19 protein-coding genes are annotated in these 16,569 nt (G+C 69.5%); 14 read left to right on the top strand and 5 right to left on the bottom strand.

Translation table 11 applies throughout. The annotated features are described in order from the left end of the window. Positions 1–77: 77 nt before the first annotated feature. Positions 78–734: a hypothetical protein gene (locus tag C8D87_RS13940; protein WP_146231709.1), complete on the bottom strand. Its 657-nt coding sequence runs from the start codon at positions 732–734 to the stop codon at positions 78–80. Between the two features lie 133 nt (positions 735–867). Here C8D87_RS13940 and C8D87_RS13935 point away from each other — a divergent pair, with 133 nt between their 5' ends. The 8 genes from C8D87_RS13935 (at position 868) to C8D87_RS13900 (ending at position 7,438) form a co-directional block, all read left to right on the top strand. After that, positions 868–2,634 carry an acetyl/propionyl/methylcrotonyl-CoA carboxylase subunit alpha gene (locus C8D87_RS13935; protein ID WP_112226894.1) on the top strand — a complete coding sequence of 589 codons (1,767 nt, stop codon included), beginning with the start codon at positions 868–870 and terminating at the stop codon, positions 2,632–2,634. 30 nt (positions 2,635–2,664) lie between these two features. Beyond that, positions 2,665–3,048: a DUF1707 SHOCT-like domain-containing protein gene (locus tag C8D87_RS13930; protein WP_112226893.1), complete on the top strand. Its 384-nt coding sequence runs from the start codon at positions 2,665–2,667 to the stop codon at positions 3,046–3,048. Next, a complete protein-coding gene (locus C8D87_RS47600; RefSeq protein ID WP_146771702.1) occupies positions 3,027–3,803 on the top strand; it encodes an HAD-IA family hydrolase in 777 nt (258 codons plus the stop codon). The genes C8D87_RS13930 and C8D87_RS47600 overlap by 22 nt, the downstream gene beginning before the upstream one ends. A 10-nt stretch (positions 3,804–3,813) precedes the next feature. Then, positions 3,814–4,380: a GNAT family N-acetyltransferase gene (locus tag C8D87_RS13920; RefSeq protein ID WP_170166415.1), complete on the top strand. Its 567-nt coding sequence runs from the start codon at positions 3,814–3,816 to the stop codon at positions 4,378–4,380. Positions 4,381–4,386: 6 nt separating this feature from the next. After that, complete coding sequence (locus C8D87_RS13915) at positions 4,387–4,974, top strand: DUF3558 domain-containing protein (protein WP_112226890.1); 588 nt, start codon at positions 4,387–4,389, stop codon at positions 4,972–4,974. A 157-nt stretch (positions 4,975–5,131) separates the two neighbouring features. Continuing rightward, positions 5,132–5,437 carry a transcriptional regulator gene (locus C8D87_RS13910; RefSeq protein WP_233439982.1) on the top strand — a complete coding sequence of 102 codons (306 nt, stop codon included), beginning with the start codon at positions 5,132–5,134 and terminating at the stop codon, positions 5,435–5,437. A gap of 1 nt (position 5,438) precedes the next feature. Then, positions 5,439–6,629, top strand: coding sequence for a PPE domain-containing protein (locus C8D87_RS13905; RefSeq protein WP_112226889.1), 1,191 nt, complete (start codon positions 5,439–5,441; stop codon positions 6,627–6,629). Further along, a complete protein-coding gene (locus C8D87_RS13900) occupies positions 6,629–7,438 on the top strand; it encodes an ESX secretion-associated protein EspG (RefSeq protein WP_112226888.1) in 810 nt (269 codons plus the stop codon). Before C8D87_RS13905 ends, C8D87_RS13900 begins: the two co-directional genes overlap by 1 nt. Here C8D87_RS13900 and C8D87_RS13895 read toward each other — a convergent pair whose 3' ends face one another. Next, positions 7,439–7,888 carry a gamma-glutamylcyclotransferase family protein gene (locus tag C8D87_RS13895; RefSeq protein WP_109639156.1) on the bottom strand — a complete coding sequence of 150 codons (450 nt, stop codon included), beginning with the start codon at positions 7,886–7,888 and terminating at the stop codon, positions 7,439–7,441. A gap of 110 nt (positions 7,889–7,998) precedes the next feature. Between C8D87_RS13895 and C8D87_RS13890 the strand changes: the two genes are divergently transcribed. The 5 genes from C8D87_RS13890 (at position 7,999) to C8D87_RS13870 (ending at position 12,105) form a co-directional block, all read left to right on the top strand. Next, the gene (locus C8D87_RS13890; RefSeq protein WP_109639347.1) at positions 7,999–9,402 is read left to right on the top strand and encodes an NAD(P)H-quinone dehydrogenase; all 1,404 of its coding nucleotides are present in this window, start codon (positions 7,999–8,001) and stop codon (positions 9,400–9,402) included. 52 nt (positions 9,403–9,454) lie between these two features. Then, entirely contained in the window at positions 9,455–10,045 is a 591-nt protein-coding gene (locus C8D87_RS13885; RefSeq protein ID WP_170166414.1) for a class F sortase, read from the top strand. A 13-nt stretch (positions 10,046–10,058) separates the two neighbouring features. After that, complete coding sequence (locus tag C8D87_RS13880) at positions 10,059–10,769, top strand: hypothetical protein (RefSeq protein WP_112226887.1); 711 nt, start codon at positions 10,059–10,061, stop codon at positions 10,767–10,769. A gap of 21 nt (positions 10,770–10,790) precedes the next feature. After that, positions 10,791–11,495 (top strand): hypothetical protein, encoded by a 705-nt coding sequence (locus tag C8D87_RS13875; protein WP_146771701.1) that lies wholly within the window; start codon positions 10,791–10,793, stop codon positions 11,493–11,495. A gap of 103 nt (positions 11,496–11,598) precedes the next feature. Further along, positions 11,599–12,105, top strand: coding sequence for a sortase domain-containing protein (locus C8D87_RS13870; RefSeq protein ID WP_170166413.1), 507 nt, complete (start codon positions 11,599–11,601; stop codon positions 12,103–12,105). 12 nt (positions 12,106–12,117) lie between these two features. Here C8D87_RS13870 and glpK read toward each other — a convergent pair whose 3' ends face one another. Both glpK and C8D87_RS13860 read right to left on the bottom strand, forming a co-directional pair. Next, a complete protein-coding gene (gene glpK / locus C8D87_RS13865) occupies positions 12,118–13,626 on the bottom strand; it encodes a glycerol kinase GlpK (RefSeq protein ID WP_112226884.1) in 1,509 nt (502 codons plus the stop codon). Between the two features lie 13 nt (positions 13,627–13,639). After that, positions 13,640–14,383, bottom strand: a complete 744-nt coding sequence (locus C8D87_RS13860) for an MIP/aquaporin family protein (protein WP_109639150.1) — start codon at positions 14,381–14,383, stop codon at positions 13,640–13,642. Positions 14,384–14,667: 284 nt separating this feature from the next. On the opposite strand from C8D87_RS13860, the gene C8D87_RS13855 reads away from it, so the two are divergent. Beyond that, a complete protein-coding gene (locus C8D87_RS13855) occupies positions 14,668–16,377 on the top strand; it encodes a glycerol-3-phosphate dehydrogenase/oxidase (RefSeq protein ID WP_112227077.1) in 1,710 nt (569 codons plus the stop codon). On the opposite strand, the gene C8D87_RS45865 is transcribed toward C8D87_RS13855, so the two are convergent. Continuing rightward, complete coding sequence (locus C8D87_RS45865; protein ID WP_170166412.1) at positions 16,378–16,548, bottom strand: hypothetical protein; 171 nt, start codon at positions 16,546–16,548, stop codon at positions 16,378–16,380. Between the last annotated feature and the right edge of the window lie 21 nt (positions 16,549–16,569).

The raw sequence follows: 16,569 nt of genomic DNA, 5'->3' as shown, positions 1-16,569 counted from the left end.
CCCGTGTTCGGCGGTCAGACGGCCGCGTCGTTGTGCGCTGAGCTGTGAAGACGCGGCGAAGGCCGGCTGTTGCGGCACTAGGAGTCAGCGCACGGGCGAAGCTGCGACATCTTCGGCACCGGTGTGGGCCAGCCGGGGAGCTGATCTCGCGCCGGTGCCGCTGTCGTACAGCCGATGTTCGGCCCCAGCGCGGAGAACACCTGCACGAACGCACTGCTGCACTGCCCGTCGCATGCGAGCTGGGCGGCGACGATGTCCGCGGTGCCGTCCTCGTTGACGTCGTGCAGGCCGAGGTACCCGGCGTTGGCGAGGTAGGCCGCCTGCGCGCGCGACCAAGTGCCGTCCTTGCGGATCAGCACCTCGCCGAGCCAGTTGCCGCCGTGCGACCCGCGCACCAGGCAGACGCTGACCGTCGCCTCCGCGCACTGCAGTGACTTGTCGTTGACGGTCGCGCCGGACTCGGCGATGGTCATCTCGAAGATGAACGGGCCCGACTCGCCGGTCACCCTGATCCGCCCGCCGCCGGTGCCGCCGAGCAGTTCGACCAGGTCCTTGCCGACCGATTTGCCCACGATGGATTGGCAGACGGTGGTGCCGCAGCGCATTCCGGGGTCGGTGCCGGACTGACCTGAATCGGTGTTGTCCGGCCGCCGGAGGAAGGCGAACGTCAGCCCTGCGACCACCACGACGGCGGCCGCGGCCGCGGTCACCAGCACAGACCTGGATCCACCCACATCGCAGATTGTGGCCGATGGCCTCACGATGGATGTGAAGTGAGCCGTCTCTCCCTCTCCGAGTTCACCGATTTCCGTAGACTGCGGCACCAGCCAGAGCCGTAATTGCCGGTCCAGCAGGAGGTACGACGCCGTGTCGCTGCGCAAGGTCCTCATCGCCAACCGCGGTGAGATCGCCGTCCGGGTCATCCGCGCCTGCCGAGACGCCGGCCTGGCCAGTGTCGCCATCTACGCGGACCCCGACCGCGACGCGCCGTTCGTCCGGCTCGCCGACGAGGCGTTCGCGCTCGGCGGCAACACGCCCGGCGAGAGCTACCTGTCGTTCGAGAAGGTGCTGGCGGCCGCAGCGCAGTCCGGTGCCGACTCGGTGCACCCCGGTTACGGCTTCCTGTCCGAGAACGCGGACTTCGCGCAGGCCGTGATCGACGCTGGCCTGACATGGATCGGCCCGACCCCGCAGGCGATCCGCGACCTCGGCGACAAGGTGACCGCGCGGCACATCGCGATGCGCGCCGGCGCGCCGCTGGTGCCCGGCACCAAGGACCCGGTCGGCGGTCCGGACGAGATCGTGGCGTTCGCGCAGGAGCACGGCCTGCCGGTCGCGATCAAGGCCGCGTTCGGTGGTGGCGGCCGCGGCCTGAAGGTCGCCCGCACGATCGAGGAGATCCCCGAGCTCTTCGACTCCGCCGTCCGCGAGGCCGTCACGGCGTTCGGCCGCGGCGAGTGCTTCGTCGAGCGGTACCTGGACAAGCCGCGCCACGTCGAGGCGCAGGTTCTCGCCGACCAGCACGGCAACGTGATCGTCGTCGGCACCCGCGACTGCTCGCTGCAGCGCCGCCACCAGAAGCTGGTCGAGGAGGCGCCCGCGCCGTTCCTGACCGACGAGCAGCGCGCCACGATCCACAGCTCCGCCAAGGCCATCTGCCTCGAAGCCGGCTACCACGGTGCCGGCACCGTCGAGTACCTCGTCGGCCTGGACGGGTCGATCTCGTTCCTGGAGGTCAACACCCGCCTGCAGGTCGAACACCCGGTGTCGGAGGAGACGACCGGCATCGACCTCGTGCGCGAGCAGTTCCGCATCGCCGCCGGGGAGAAGCTCAAGCACCTCGAAGACCCGACGCCGCGCGCGCACTCCATCGAGTTCCGGATCAACGGCGAGGATGCCGGTCGTGGCTTCCTGCCCGCGCCGGGCACCGTGACGTCCTTCGTGGCGCCTTCCGGTCCGGGTGTGCGCGTGGACGCCGGTGTCGAGAGCGGCTCGGTGATCGGCGGCCAGTTCGACTCGTTGCTGGCCAAGCTGATCGTGACCGGTGAGAACCGCGAGGAGGCGCTCGCGCGTGCCCGCCGGGCGCTGGACGAGATGGTCGTCGACGGCATGGCGACCGTGCTGCCGTTCCACCGCGCGATCGTGCGGGACGCGGCGTTCACCGCCGAGAAGCCTGAGGGCTTCACCGTCCACACGCGCTGGATCGAGACCGAGTTCGACAACCAGATCGCGCCGTTCACGGGTGGCGCCGAGGTTTCCGACGAGGAGACGCCGCGCCAGACCGTCGTCGTCGAGGTCGGTGGCCGCCGCCTCGAGGTGTCGCTGCCGGGTGATCTCGCGGTGGGTTCGGCCCGCCCGGCCGCCGCGGCCAAGAAGCCGAAGGCGAAGCGCGCCGGTGGCGGGTCCGCCGCGGTGTCAGGTGACGCGGTGGCCGCGCCGATGCAGGGCACGATCGTGAAGGTGGCCGTCGAGGACGGGCAGACCGTCGAGGCGGGCGACCTGATCGTGGTCCTCGAGGCGATGAAGATGGAGAACCCGGTGACGGCGCACAAGGCCGGCACCGTGACGGGTCTCGCGGCCGCGCCCGGTGACCCGATCACCCAGGGCACCGTGATCTGCGAGCTGAAGGACTGACCGGTCGGGTCGCTCGCCTACGATTGCGTTGTGAGCGACCCGTCGAGGGACATCCGCATCGGTGACACCGAGCGCCAGCAGGCGTTGCAGGTGCTCGGTGAGCACATGAGCGCGGGCCGCATCGACGTCCACGAGTACGGCGAGCGGTCCGCGAAGATCACCATCGCGAAGACCCGCGGCGAGCTCATGGCGTTGTTCTACGACCTGCCGGACCCGCGTCCGCAGTTCGCCACGCCGATGCCGATGTTCCCGGAGCCGACCAAGGCACCCGCGCGCTGGGAGGGCGCGGTCGTGCCGGCGGTCGGCGTGGCCGTGGTGATCGCGTTCTTCGTGCTCGTGCGGAACCCGCTGATCTTCCTGCTCATCCCCGCGGTCGCGATCCTGTGGGCACAGTGGAACGGACGCCGGCGCTGAAACCGTTGTTGCTGCTCGATCTCGACGGCGTGCTGCGCCGGTTTCCTCCCCTGCCAGCGGAGATCGCCGAGATCGCTTTCGAACCGTCGCTGCTGCGCCGCGCCGTCACCGGTGAGATCACCGACGAGCAGTGGCGGCACGAGGTCGGGCAGGACTGGGCCGCCTCGACCGGTGAGGTGATCACCGAGGCGCTGGCGTTGGTGCGGACCGCGCGCAAGCAGTGCTTCGTGGCGTTGCTGTCCAACGCGACCACCCGGCTGGAGGCGGACCTCGCCCAGCTCGGCCTGGACGCGGAGTTCGACGCGATCTTCAACTCCGCGCGGCTCGGGGTCGCGAAACCGGATCCGGAGATCTTCCGGCGGGTGCTGGCCGAGCTCGGCCACTCGACCGCGGTGTTCTGCGACGACACCGAGGAGAACGTGGCCGCCGCCCGCGCGGTGGGGCTCGACGGCGTGCACGTGCCGGACACGGCGGCGTTGCGGACGGCGCTGGCGGTGCGCGGGCTGATCCCGCCGACGGTGCTGCTGATCCTCCCGGACCGCGACGAGGCCGAGGAGCTGGCGGCGGAGCTGCTGGAGGACGGCTGGGGTCCGTGCGCGGTGCACCGGGACATGCTGGCGGGCGAGGACGACGCCGAGGACGTGGACTGGGTGATCGAGCTCACCACCGCCCCGGACGGCACGCCCGCGTCCGCGCATCGTGACGAGCTCGACGAACTGGCGGAACGTCACGACGGGTTCACCGGCGAGCACTAGCCTCTGGCGCGTGGAGCCAGTCGAGATCAACGCGGGTGAGTACTACCTGCGCGCCTTCCGCAACGACGACCGCGTCAACGACGTGCCGGCGCTCGTCGAGATCTACGCGGACGAGGAAACCAAGCGGTACATGAACAACCTGAACGTCTCGGACGTTCCGACCGCCGAGTTGTTCATCATGCTGATGACCAACGGCTGGGCGAAGAACTACCGCTGGTCGTGGGCGGTGTGCGACGCGGTCACCGCGGAGATGGTGGCCGGAGTGGTGCTCCACAACATCGACCTCAAGGTCGGCTCGGCGGAGGTGACCTGCTGGACCCACCCGGCGCACCGCGGCAAGGGCGTGGTGCCGACCGCGCTCAACGCCGTGCTGGGCTGGGCGTTCGGCGCGGCGGACATGCACCGCATCGTCTACAAGCACTCGGTGTTCAACCCTGCGTCGCGGCGGGTCGCGGAGAAGTGCGGGTTCACCCTGGAGGGCCGGCTTCGCCACGAGTCGATCGTCGACGACCAGCGCGTCGACGAGCTGCTGTGGTCGAGGCTCGCGACAGACCCCTACCCGGAACAGCTACGGTGAGCGCCCATGCGGATCACGGCGCTCCTCATCGTTGCGGTGGCGCTGGCCGGATGCACGGCCGGGCCTGCCCCCAGCGCACTCGACAGTCAGGCCCCACCCCCTCCCGCGACGCCGACGACGTCGGCGTCGCAGATGGACTTCCCGCCGCGGCCGCGTGAGGTACCGCTCGACAACGTCGACCCGTGTGCGGTGCTGACCCCCGAGCAGCGCGTTCAGCTGAGCCTCGACAACCCGCCCAGCGCCTACGTCGAGACGAGCTTCGGCGGTGCGAAGGCGTGCACGATCCGCAGCACGACCAGCGGCAACGTCGCCAGGCTCGCGCTGGTGCTGGTCTCCGGTGCCGACGTGTGGCTCTCCGAGAACGCTCAGGTGGATTACACGGTCAGCTCGATCGAGGGGTTCGCGGCGATTACCGTCCGCACACCCGACCTGAACGACGTCTGTCACGTGGAGATCGACATCGCAGAGGGTCAGTTCCTCGACGTCATGTTCCGCGACGGTGGGAATTCCCGTGCGGTACAACAAGATCATCTTTGCCTGGGAGCACAGCGCGTGGCCGAGGCGGCGGTGGCCAGTTTGCTCCAGAAGCGCTGACCCACACGGGCGGATGTCACTGATCCCACTCCCCAGCGTTACTTTCGGTGGTTAGAGTGTCGACGCGCTTGTACGCACAACCGCCGGAGGTCTCACCATGCCGCCAGGGGGACGCAGCGGGGCTGACTCCTCGCCACCCGTCAGCCACGAGCTGAGTGTGGAACCAGGGGCGATCCCGGCGTTGCGGAACACGTTCTCCGCCGCTCTGACCAAGCTCGACAAGCAGATCGAGATGGCGATCACCGAGTTCCGCGTCCGGCCGTGGGCGGGCGATCCGGTGAGCAAGGAGGCCGCGGAGAAGTTCAACGACCGGTCGATCTCCGACGGCGACTCTGCGCTGCAGGCGCTGCTGAACTACCAGAAGCAGCTCAAGACGGCGATGGACAACCTGAACCAGATCGAGCGCCAGTACCAGGTGGTCGAGGGCGACAACACCGGCATGATGAACAAGAGCGGGTGCTGACATGGCAGAACACCGCTGGCAGGGCTACAGCCACAAGGAGCTGTACGAGCGCATCCACGCAGGTCCCGGCCCCTCCGCGTCGTTCGCGTCGATGGAGCGCTGGGCAGGCGTGTCGGCCGCGTTGAGCGAGATCAACGACGACCTGCACAACGGCATCACGCTGTCGGGCGCGAAGTGGAAGGGCAAGGCCTCCGAGATCGCGCAGGCCGGCCTCAACCCGATCGCCACCTGGGCGGACGGCGCGCGCACCGGCGCGGACGTGATGCGTTACTCGGCGGAACTGCAGGCCGGCCACATCTCGAAGGCCCGCGCGGACATGCCGAAACCGGTCCAGGTGACCGCGGAGCAGCCGGGCGCGCTGATCACCGGTCTCACCCACCTCTTCGGCGGCCAGACCGACCACGAGAAGCAGGAGGCGGCCCAGGACGCCGCCGAGCGCCGCGCCCGTGAGGTCATGTCCACCTACGCGTCGTCCACGGTCTCGAACACCTCGACCCTGGGCCAGTTCAGCCAGCCACCGCAGCTGCAGATCAGCGGCACCGGCCTCGTGCACGGTGGTGGTGCCCAGATCGGCACGGCGGGAGCCTGGGTCGTCGGCCCGCAGGGCGCGACCGGTGGCGTCACGCGAGGTCGCACGGGTTCCGGCTCACGTGTCTCCGCTGCTCCGCCTCCTCGTGGCGCCACTCCTCCCCCCAGTTCGCCGACGCGCACCTCTGGGGTGTCGGCGCCTGCCGCAGCTACCTCGAAGGGCTCCACGACCTCGCTGTCGTCGGCCGGCACGTCCGGTCCCTCCGGTACGGGTGTCGCGGGTGTCGGTGTGCCCGGCCAGCGCTCGGGCCGTTCGTCGTCGTCGACGGAGCCCAAGGAGATGGAAGAGGGCGCGACCGCGGCTTCCTCGGCCGCCGTGGGCCCGCTGATGGGTCACGGTGGTGCCGCCGGTGTGGCCGCGGCTTCCGGTTCCGCCATGGGTCCGATGGGCACGGTGGGCGCGTCGTCGAACAACGACCAGCTCCACCGCAGGGCCGTGCCGATGCCCCAGTCGTTCGACCCGTTCGGCGGCATGGGCCCGCGCAAGGGCGACGAAGAGGAGGACATGGAGCACAAGGCTGCCGACTACCTCCGTGAACGCGACGACATCTACGGCGTCGGCAGCTACTCGCTGCCGGTGATCGGGGAGAGCACGACCGACTGATGACTCTGTTCGGCTTGGACATGGGGACGAGCGACACGCGCGACCCGGTGATCATCTCCACGCTGGAGTTCGACGTCCTCTGGGAACACCTGGGCCTGGAGACGATGCCGCTCGTCCTGAAGGTGCCCTCACCGGGCAAGACCCGTGAGGAACGCAGGGGCATCGAGGACCAGGTGTGGCGTCAGCTGGGCGCGCGCGGCCTGGGCGGCCCGCGTTCCCTGGACCCGACCCTGGAAGACCTCCTGCACGTCCTGAACCGCCCGCAGCAGGAGATCGACGCCCGGATGTGGCTGCAGGAACGCAGCGTCCGCGTCCTGGCCGCCGGCAAGGGCCAGGCGGGAGTCCTGGCCGTCCTGGACGGCGGGCAGCTGATCCTGCGCCCCGCCGAGGCCGACGGGCTGCCGCGCGAGGCCCTGACCGCCCTTCCCCCGGCTCCGGCGGGCGAGGGTCACTCGATCACCCTGCCGTCTGGGGACCTGGACGCAGCGGCCGCCTCAGCGGCTTCGCCGGAGGACCTGGAGGAGGCGCTGCGCTCGCGCGGGTTGCGGAGTGACGACGCCCACACCCTGGCGGAGATGGTCCGGGACGCCTCGAACCGCGGGCAGTTCGGTGCTGCCGCGCGGGACAAGTGGGGCAAGCGGGTGCGGCCGGACCGGGTGGTGGCGTTCTACGACACGCCGAAGGGGCGCTACCTGCAGATGCGCCGGGCCTCGGAGGGCCAGGCGCCCTGGTCGACCATCACGCCGATCGACTACCGCCGCATGCACCACCACCTGGTGGAGCTGCTGGCGGAGGCCGCCGGCTCCTGATCAGGGCCCGATGCCCTGGCAGGGCCGCGTCCGCAGGTCGTTCACGTAGTCGTCCGGTGCCCCGGCAGCCTCCGCCGCGTCCGCCACCACGCCGATGTACCGGGCGGACGGCAGCCCGCCCTCGTAGGCGTCCAGCACGTACAGCCAGGCCACCACAGATCCCTCCAGGGTCTGCACCCGCAGACGGATCTTCTTGTAGAGCCCGAGCGCGCCCTCCCACCTGTCCAGCCGCGACTCGTCGCGCGGTGAGACGTCGTAGAGCACGCAGAACGTCTGGGAGTCGGGGTCCTCGACGATGGTCGCGAGAGCGCCCTCCCAGCCGAGGTCCTCGCCACCGAACGTCAGACGCCAACCGACGAGCCAGCCGGTCCCCGCGAGCGGGGAGTACGGGGCTCGCTCCATCATCTGGTTCGGATCCATGTTCGACCCGTACGCGGCATAGAGCGGCACGTCCGACAGCGTAGCGACCCAACGATCAGCTTTCGGTACTGACGACACGGGCGATTCGGCCAACGCGTACGGTTGTGCCCGGCCAGCAAGCGCGCAGAAGGGGAATGATCGTGACCCGCATCGTCATCATGGGCGGCGGACCCGCAGGTTACGAGGCAGCCCTGGTCGCGGCGCAGCACGGCGCCGACGTGACCGTGGTGGAGAACGACGGGGCCGGTGGCGCGTGCGTGTTGTACGACTGCGTGCCGTCCAAGACGTTCATCGCCTCGGCGGGGGCCCGCAGCGCCTTCCGCAACGCCGGTGAGCTGGGGATTCAGACCAACAACGACCAGGCGGCCGTCGACCTGCCGGTGGTGCACGGACGGGTGAAGGGCCTCGCGCTCGCGCAGTCCGCGGACGTCAGGGCACGGCTGCAGCGCGAGGGCGTGCGACTGATCAACGGGCGCGCGAAGTTCGCGGACGACTCGCGCGGGCTGGCCCAGCACCAGGTCATCGCCACCAAGGCGGACGGCGAGGACGAGCTCCTCAACGCCGATGTGGTGCTCATCGCAACGGGCGCCACGCCGCGGGTGCTGCAGGGCGCCGAGCCGGACGGCAAGCGCGTCCTCACCTGGCGCCAGATCTACGACCTGCCCGAACTGCCGGAGCACCTCGCCGTCATCGGCTCCGGTGTGACCGGTGTCGAGTTCGCCTCCGCCTACACCGAGATGGGTGTCAAGGTGACGATGGTCTCGAGCCGGGACCGGGTGCTCCCCCACGAGGACGCCGACGCGGCCGCGGTGCTGGAGGACGTGTTCGCCGAGCGCGGCACGGCCGTCGTCAAGCACGCCCGCGCCGACCGGGTCGAGAACGTCGGCGACGGCGTGATGATCCACTTGGAAGACGGTCGCACGATCGAGGCGTCGCACGCCCTGATGACCGTCGGTTCGGTGCCCAACACCAACGACATCGGCCTGGAGAAGATCGGCATCGAGCTCGGCCGCGGCGGGTACATCCCCGTCGACCGGGTCAGCCGCACCAACGTCAGCGGCGTCTACGCGGCCGGCGACTGCACCGGTGTGCTGCTGCTCGCGTCCGTGGCCGCCATGCAGGGCCGCATCGCGATGTGGCACGCGCTGGGAGAGGGCGTCAGCCCGATCAAGCTCAAGACCGTCGCCGCGAACGTCTTCACCAACCCCGAGATCGCGAGCGTCGGCATCAGCCAGCAGGCTATCGACTCGGGCGAGGTGCCCGCGCGCACGATCATGCTGCCGCTCGCCACGAACCCCCGCGCCAAGATGGAGGGCCTGCGCCGCGGTTTCGTGAAGCTCTTCTGCCGCCCGGCGACCGGTGTGGTCATCGGCGGTGTGGTCGTCGCTCCGAACGCGAGCGAGCTGATCCTCCCGATCGCGCTGGCCGTGCAGAACCAGCTGACCGTCGAGCACCTCGCCACGACCTTCTCGGTCTACCCGTCGCTCTCCGGTTCGATCACGGAGTCCGGCCGCCAGCTCATGCGGCACGACGATCTCGATTAGGTAACGCCCCACCCCAAGGCAACCGTGCCCCGGACACCCGCGTGTTCGGGGCATGCGTGTGTTCTGGGGGATGTTCGCGGCGCTGGCGTTGCTCACCGGCTGCGCCTCGGCGCCTGACGTCACGCTGCCCACCGCTCCGACGCAACAGCAGACCACCACTACCACCCCGACCGCCGAGGTGGCCAGGGGCCTGCCGCCGTCGGAGCCGACCGAGGTGCGCATCCCGAAGATCGGCGCGAAGTCCTCGCTCGTCCCGCTCGGGCTCAACCCGGACGAGACGATCGAGGTGCCGCCGGTCGAGCAGCCGATGCAGGCGGGCTGGTACAAGCTCGCGCGCACGCCCGGCGAGCCAGGACCCGCCGTGCTGCTGGGCCACGTCGACGGCAACAAGCAGCCGGGAATCTTCTTCCGGCTCAAGGAACTCGCCGAGGGCGACGAGGTCGAAGTGTCCAGAAAGGACGGCACTACGGCGAAGTTCCGCGTGCGCAGAACCGAGCAGATCGCCAAGACCAGCTTCCCCACCGAGGCCGTCTACGGCGAGACCGACGAACCCGAGCTGCGGCTGATCACCTGCGGGGGCAGCTACGACCAGTCCGCCCGCAGCTACCGGGACAACATCATCGTCTACGCAACGCTGATCTGAGGGGGACGGCCAGGTGAGAAGCAGAGGGGCTCCGGCCATCGCGGTCGCGCTGTCGGCCGCGGTGGTGTTCGCGCCGCTCGCGGTGGCGCAACAGCAGGAACCGACCTTGCAGGTGACCGCCACCGTGAAGAACCGCGGCCTCGTCCGCGCGGAGACCGGTCCGTGCGCGACGTACTCCACGGTCACGTCACCGGGCTTCAAAGAGCCGATCACGCTCAGCGGCGACGCGAACCGCCTGTCCGGCAACGGATGGGCCACCATCGAAGCGGGCAGCTACACCGCGACCGTCCAGTGCGACGGCAAGACGCTGACGGCACAGTTCACCGTGCTCCCGCTGGAGATCCACTGGCAGCTGCACCCGGCCGAGGTCGAGCCGGGCGGCACGATCACCGCGGAACAGAACATGAGCACCGGCTGCTACGCGACTGGGCCGCTCACGTCGCCCGGTTTCGCCGCGCCGCTGAAGTTCACGCGCGGCGGGAACTTCGGCCGCTTGAGCGGTGACACGACGGTGATCACCACGCCGGGCACGTACGAGGTGGTCTTCCAGTGCGCGGAACGCCCGGAGCGCAGCGTGAAGACGTTCCGGATCCTCGGCACACCGCCGACCAGCGCGCCGACGACCCCGCCACCGGCGGGCAACCCGGCTCCGAAGCCCAAGCCCAAGCCGATCGTCAAGCCCAAGGGCGCGCCGGAAACCGGCGGCGGCACGGCGAGGGGCTGACCACTACAAGGGGGTAGAAAGATGAAGAGATCAATTGCTCTGCTGAGCGCGCTGAGCGTGCTCACGCTCCTGCCGGCCACCGCGCTGGCACAGGACGGGCTCACCGTCTCACCGTCCACCGTGCGCGCGGCTGGAGTGGTCGGCGTGGAACTGCTCGGCTGCGCCGCGGCGGACGCCGTCGCCACGTCCCCCGGCTTCCCCGCACCGCTGAAGCTGGAGCCGAACGGCCCGGCCAGGGTCACGGGAAGCACCCACGTGGTCGCGGTCGCCGGCACCTATCCGGTGACGGCGACGTGCGGGGGCCGCACCTACACGGCCTCGTTCACCGTGGAGGAGCCGAGGCCGCTCCAGTGGTACCTCCACCCGGCCGAGGTCGAGCCGGGCGGGATGGTGACCGGCGGCGGAGACATGAACACCGGCTGCAACGGCGCCGAGATCACCTCGCCGGGATTCGCCGCGCCGCTCAGGTTCACGAGGGGCGGCAACTTCGGCCGGTTCTCCGGTGACACCACGGTGATCACGACGCCGGGCACCTACACCGCCACCTTCCACTGTCAGGGCGGCACGCGCACCGACACCAGGACGTTCACGATCAAGGGCACTCCGCCGACGACGCCACCGACGACCACGCCGCCGGCGGCCGGTCCGGCTCCGAAGCCCAAGCCGAAGCCGGTCGTCAAGCCCAAGGGCGCGCCGGAGACGGGCGGTGGTGGCACCGCGCGCTAAAAATGATCACGGTTCGGCTCCGTCCCGATCGGACGAGCAACTAACCCACCAGATGTGCGTCAATGGGTTCGTGGGGACTCGTGTCTTAATCGCGGTGCTGTGTGTGGCGCTGGCCACGGCCTGCTCATCGGGGCCGGCACCGAAGCCGACGGCGGCGACGAGCGACAGCGCGGCGCCGCCGGTGGTGGTGTCGCCGCTCGGCAAATCCGATCCCATGGAGCTGCGGATCGAGCGGATCGGCGTGCGGTCGTCGCTGGTCGAGCTCGGCCTCGACCCGCAGGGCATCGTCGAGATGCCGCCCGCCAACGAGGGCATGCAGGCCGGTTGGCGCCAAACGCATCCCCAGCAGTGGATCATCGTCGGGCGCATCGAGAGCAACAAGGCCAGGGGCGTCTTCTACCGCCTGAACGACCTGCAGCAGGGCGACACCGTCGAAGTGTCCAAGAAGGACGGTTCGGTGGCCAGGTTCACGGTGACGCGCTCGGAGCGGATCATCCGTGACGACTTCTTCGCGGAGGCCGTCGCCAGGGACGCGGACGAGCAGGGGCTGCGGCTGATCACGTGCGGCACCCGCGACAACGTGATCGTGCACGCAGCCCCAGCTCAGTAGCGCCAATCAAACTCAGTCCTGCACCCAGTCGAAGGTCTTGGTGACGGCCTTCTTCCAGTTGGCGTACTCGGAGTCGCGGCGGGCGTCGTCCATCTGCGGCTCCCACCTCTTGTCCTCGGCCCAGTTGTCGCGGATGTCGTCCTCCGACTTCCAGAACCCGACCGCGAGACCGGCGGCGTAGGCGGCACCCAGCGCGGTGGTCTCGGCCACCACCGGCCGGATCACCGGCACGCCGAGGATGTCCGCCTGGAACTGCATCAGCAGCTCGTTCACGACCATGCCGCCGTCGACCTTCAACGCCGTCAGGTCCACGCCGGAGTCGGCGTTCATCGCGTCGAGCACCTCGCGGGTCTGGAAGGCGGTCGCCTCCAGCACGGCTCGCGCGAGGTGGCCCTTGTTGACGAACCGGGTCAGGCCGACGATCGCCCCACGGGCGTCGGAACGCCAGTACGGCGCGAAAAGGCCGGAGAACGCGGGCACGAAGTACGCGCCACCGTTGTCCTCCACCGAACGGGCGTGCTCCTCGATCTCGGCCGCGCTGGAGATCATGCCGAGGTTGTCGCGCAGCCACTGCACCAGTGAACCGGTGACCGCGATCGAACCCTCCAGCGCGTAGACCGGAGCCGCGTCACCGATCTTGTAGCAGATGGTGGTGAGCAACCCGTTCTCGCTCATCACCTTCTCGGTGCCGGTGTTGAGCAGCATGAAGTTGCCGGTGCCGTAGGTGTTCTTGGCTTCACCGGGCGACAGGCAGGCCTGGCCGAACGTCGCGGCCTGCTGGTCGCCGAGGATGCCGGCGATCGGCACACCGGCCAGCGCTCCCCGTTCGCGCACCTGACCGTAGACCTCCGACGAGGACCGGATCTCCGGCAGCATCGACATCGGGATGCCCATGTCGGCGGCGATGGTCTCGTCCCACTGCAACGTGTCGAGGTCCATCAGCATGGTGCGCGACGCGTTCGTCGGGTCGGTGACGTGCACGCCGCCGTCGGTGCCGCCCGTCATGTTCCACAGCACCCACGTGTCCATGTTGCCGAACAGCAGGTCGCCGGCCTCAGCGCGGTCCCGTGCGCCCTCGACGTTGTCGAGGATCCAGCGGACCTTGGGGCCGGAGAAGTAGGTCGCCAGCGGCAGGCCGACCTTGGCACGGTACCGCTCCTGCCCGCCACCGAGCGCACCCAGCTCGTTGACGATCCTGTCGGTGCGGGTGTCCTGCCAGACGATGGCGTTGTAGACGGGCTCGCCGGTGTTCTTGTCCCACACCACCGCGGTCTCGCGCTGGTTGGTGATGCCGACCGCTGCGATGTCCGAAGTGGACAGATCGGCCTTCGCGAGCGCGCCCGCGGCGACCTGGCGGGTGTTCTGCCAGACCTCCATCGGGTCGTGCTCGACCCAGCCCGCCTTCGGGAAGATCTGCTCGTGCTCCTTCTGGTCGACCGACACCACCCGACCCGAGTGGTCGAAGATCATGCAACGGGTCGACGTGGTGCCCTGGTCGATCGCGGCCACGTACTGCGTCATGCGAGAAGTCCTTTCAGACCGGGAGAACCAGGTAGAGCAGCGCGGCGAGCGCGCCACCCACGAGCGGTCCTGCGACGGGGATCCACGAGTAGCCCCAGTTGGCGTTGCCCTTGTTCCGAATCGGCATGAGGAACGCGTAGGCGATGCGCGGACCGAGGTCACGCGCCGGGTTGATGGCGTAGCCCGTCGGGCCACCGAGCGACGTACCGATCACCAGCACGACGAACGCGACACCCGCGTACCCGAGCGCCGAGTTGCCGAACTGAGGCAACCCTCCCTCCGCGACCTTCGCGGGCGGGGACAGCAGGATCCACGCCACCAGGACGAACGTGCCGATGATCTCGGACACGAGGTTCCACGGCGCGTTGGGCACGGTCGGGCCGGTGGAGAAGATGCCCAGGGTGTTCTGCGGCTCGTCGTGCGTGTCGAACTGAAGCTTGTACGTCGCCCAGCACAACATCGCACCGATGATCGCGCCGACCATCTGCCCGAGGATGTAGACCGGGACGTCTCCCCACGGCGTCTTGTCCGCGATCGCGAGCCCGAGCGTCACGGCCGGGTTCAGGTGAGCCCCGCTCGGGTTGGCGATGCTGGCGCCGGTGAAGACGGCGAACGCCCAGCCGACGTTGACGAACAGGAACCCCGTGCTGTTGCCGAGCGTGTTCTTGAGCACCTGGTTCGCGACGACACCGGTACCCAGGAGGATGAGGACCGCGGTCCCCAGCAACTCCCAAACGAAGATCGAGCCTGCGCTCATCGTCGACCTCCCTCGTTTGCGGCAAGGAGGGAGCGCCACCCCAGGAGGTCAGGCCGCGCCGCCCGCCCACAACGTGCTGGGACGCTATTACCGCGCTGATCAGTTGTCTACGCCAACTACCTGTGGTCAGGCCATTTTCAGGCCATAGGGTTCTGGGCCTCGCGCCCATGGGCGAACCGCGGTACCTGCAGGTAACGTGATCCGCGAGTCGTCACAGGGAGGCGTCCGTCGTGGCCACGCGCAAGAACGCAGCTGCAGCACCGCAAACCCATGCCGCCCCTCCGATCACCGGCAGGCTCGGGCCCGCCGAACGCGAGGAGTCGTGGCACCGGCTGGGGGCGGAGACGTTCGACGTCGTCGTGATCGGCGGTGGTGTGGTCGGTGTCGGCGCCGCACTGGACGCGGCCACCAGAGGGCTGCGGGTGGCGCTCGTCGAGGCCCGTGACCTGGCGTCCGGCACGTCGAGCCGGTCCTCCAAGCTCTTCCACGGCGGCCTGCGGTACCTGGAGCAGCTGGAGTTCGGCCTGGTCCGGGAGGCACTGCGCGAGCGCGAGCTGATGCTGACGCGCATCGCACCCCACCTGGTGAAGCCGGTGAGCTTCCTCTACCCGCTGACCAACAGGGTCTGGGAGCGCCCGTACACGGCGGCCGGCCTGTTCATGTACGACACGATGGGCGGCGCCCGGTCCGTGCCGGGCCAGAAGCACCTGACCCGAGCCGGTGCGCTCAGGCTGGTCCCCGCGTTGAAGCGCGACGCGTTGATCGGCGGCATCCGCTACTACGACGCCCAGGCCGACGACGCACGGCACACGATGATGGTGGGCCGCACCGCCGCGCACTACGGCGCCGTCGTGCGCACGTCGACGCAGGTGGTCGGCTTCCTGCGCGAGGCGGACCGCGTGTCCGGCGTGCGCGTCCGTGACGTCGAGGACGGCCGCGAGGTCGACGTGCGGGCACACGCGGTGATCAACGCGACGGGCGTGTGGACGGACGAGCTGCAGCGGCTTTCGGGTTCGCGCGGCCGGTTCCGGGTGCGGGCGTCGAAGGGCGTGCACATCGTCGTTCCGCGCGACCGCATCGTCGCCGAGTCCGGCATGATCCTGCGCACCGAGAAGTCCGTGCTGTTCGTGATCCCGTGGCGCAACCACTGGATCGTCGGCACCACCGACACCGACTGGAACCTCGACCTGGCGCACCCGGCCGCGACCAAACACGACATCGACTACATCCTCGAACACGTCAACTCCGTGCTCGCGACCCCGTTGACGCACGACGACATCGAGGGCGTCTACGCCGGTCTTCGTCCACTGCTGGCGGGCGAGTCCGATTCGACCTCAAAGCTTTCCCGTGAACACGCCGTGGCTCGCGTCGCACCAGGACTGGTCGCGATCGCGGGCGGGAAGTACACGACGTACCGCGTGATGGGCGCGGACGCCGTGGACGCGGCCCACGTGGACCTGCCCGGCCGGATCCAGCCGTCCATCACGGACAAGGTGCCGCTGGTCGGCGCCGACGGCTACCACGCGCTGGTCAACCAGGCCGACCAGCTGGCGGCCAAGCACGGCCTGCACCCGTACCGCGTGCGGCACCTGCTGGACCGCTACGGCTCGCTCGTGCACGAGGTCCTGCTGCTGGCCGCGGACAACCCGGAACTGCTGAAGCCGATCCCGGCTTCCCCCGACTACCTGCAGGTCGAGGCCGTCTACGCGGCGTCGCACGAGGGCGCGATGCACCTCGAGGACGTCCTGACGCGGCGCACCCGCATCTCCATCGAGTACGCCCACCGCGGCGTCGAGTCGGCGGAGGCGGTGGCGCGGCTGATCGCGCCGGTGCTCGGGTGGGACGAGGACGCCATCAAGCGCGAGATCGAGATCTACAACGCGCGGGTGGAGGCTGAGCGGGCTTCCCAGACCAAACCGGACGACCAGGCGGCGGACGCGGTTCGTGCCGCGGCGCCGGAAGCGCGTCCGCAGCTGGAAGAGCCGGTGAGCTGATCAGGTGTCCTCAGGCTCCTCGAACACGACCACGTGGTCGTCATCGCGATAGGGCCTGAAGAACCGCCACTCCTCGTGGCGCACCGAACCTGTCCGCAACACATCGATCCGGAAGTCACCCGAGAGCGAAATGGTCAGGTCACCCCACGCGGTGACCTCGGCCGACGTCACGACGACGGGTTCGGCGCCAGA

This window comes from Lentzea atacamensis (assembly GCF_003269295.1).
Classification (GTDB): Bacteria; Actinomycetota; Actinomycetes; order Mycobacteriales; family Pseudonocardiaceae; genus Lentzea; species Lentzea atacamensis.
Note: the sequence above shows the minus strand (reverse complement) of the source record. Positions and strands in the feature narration are given on the sequence as shown.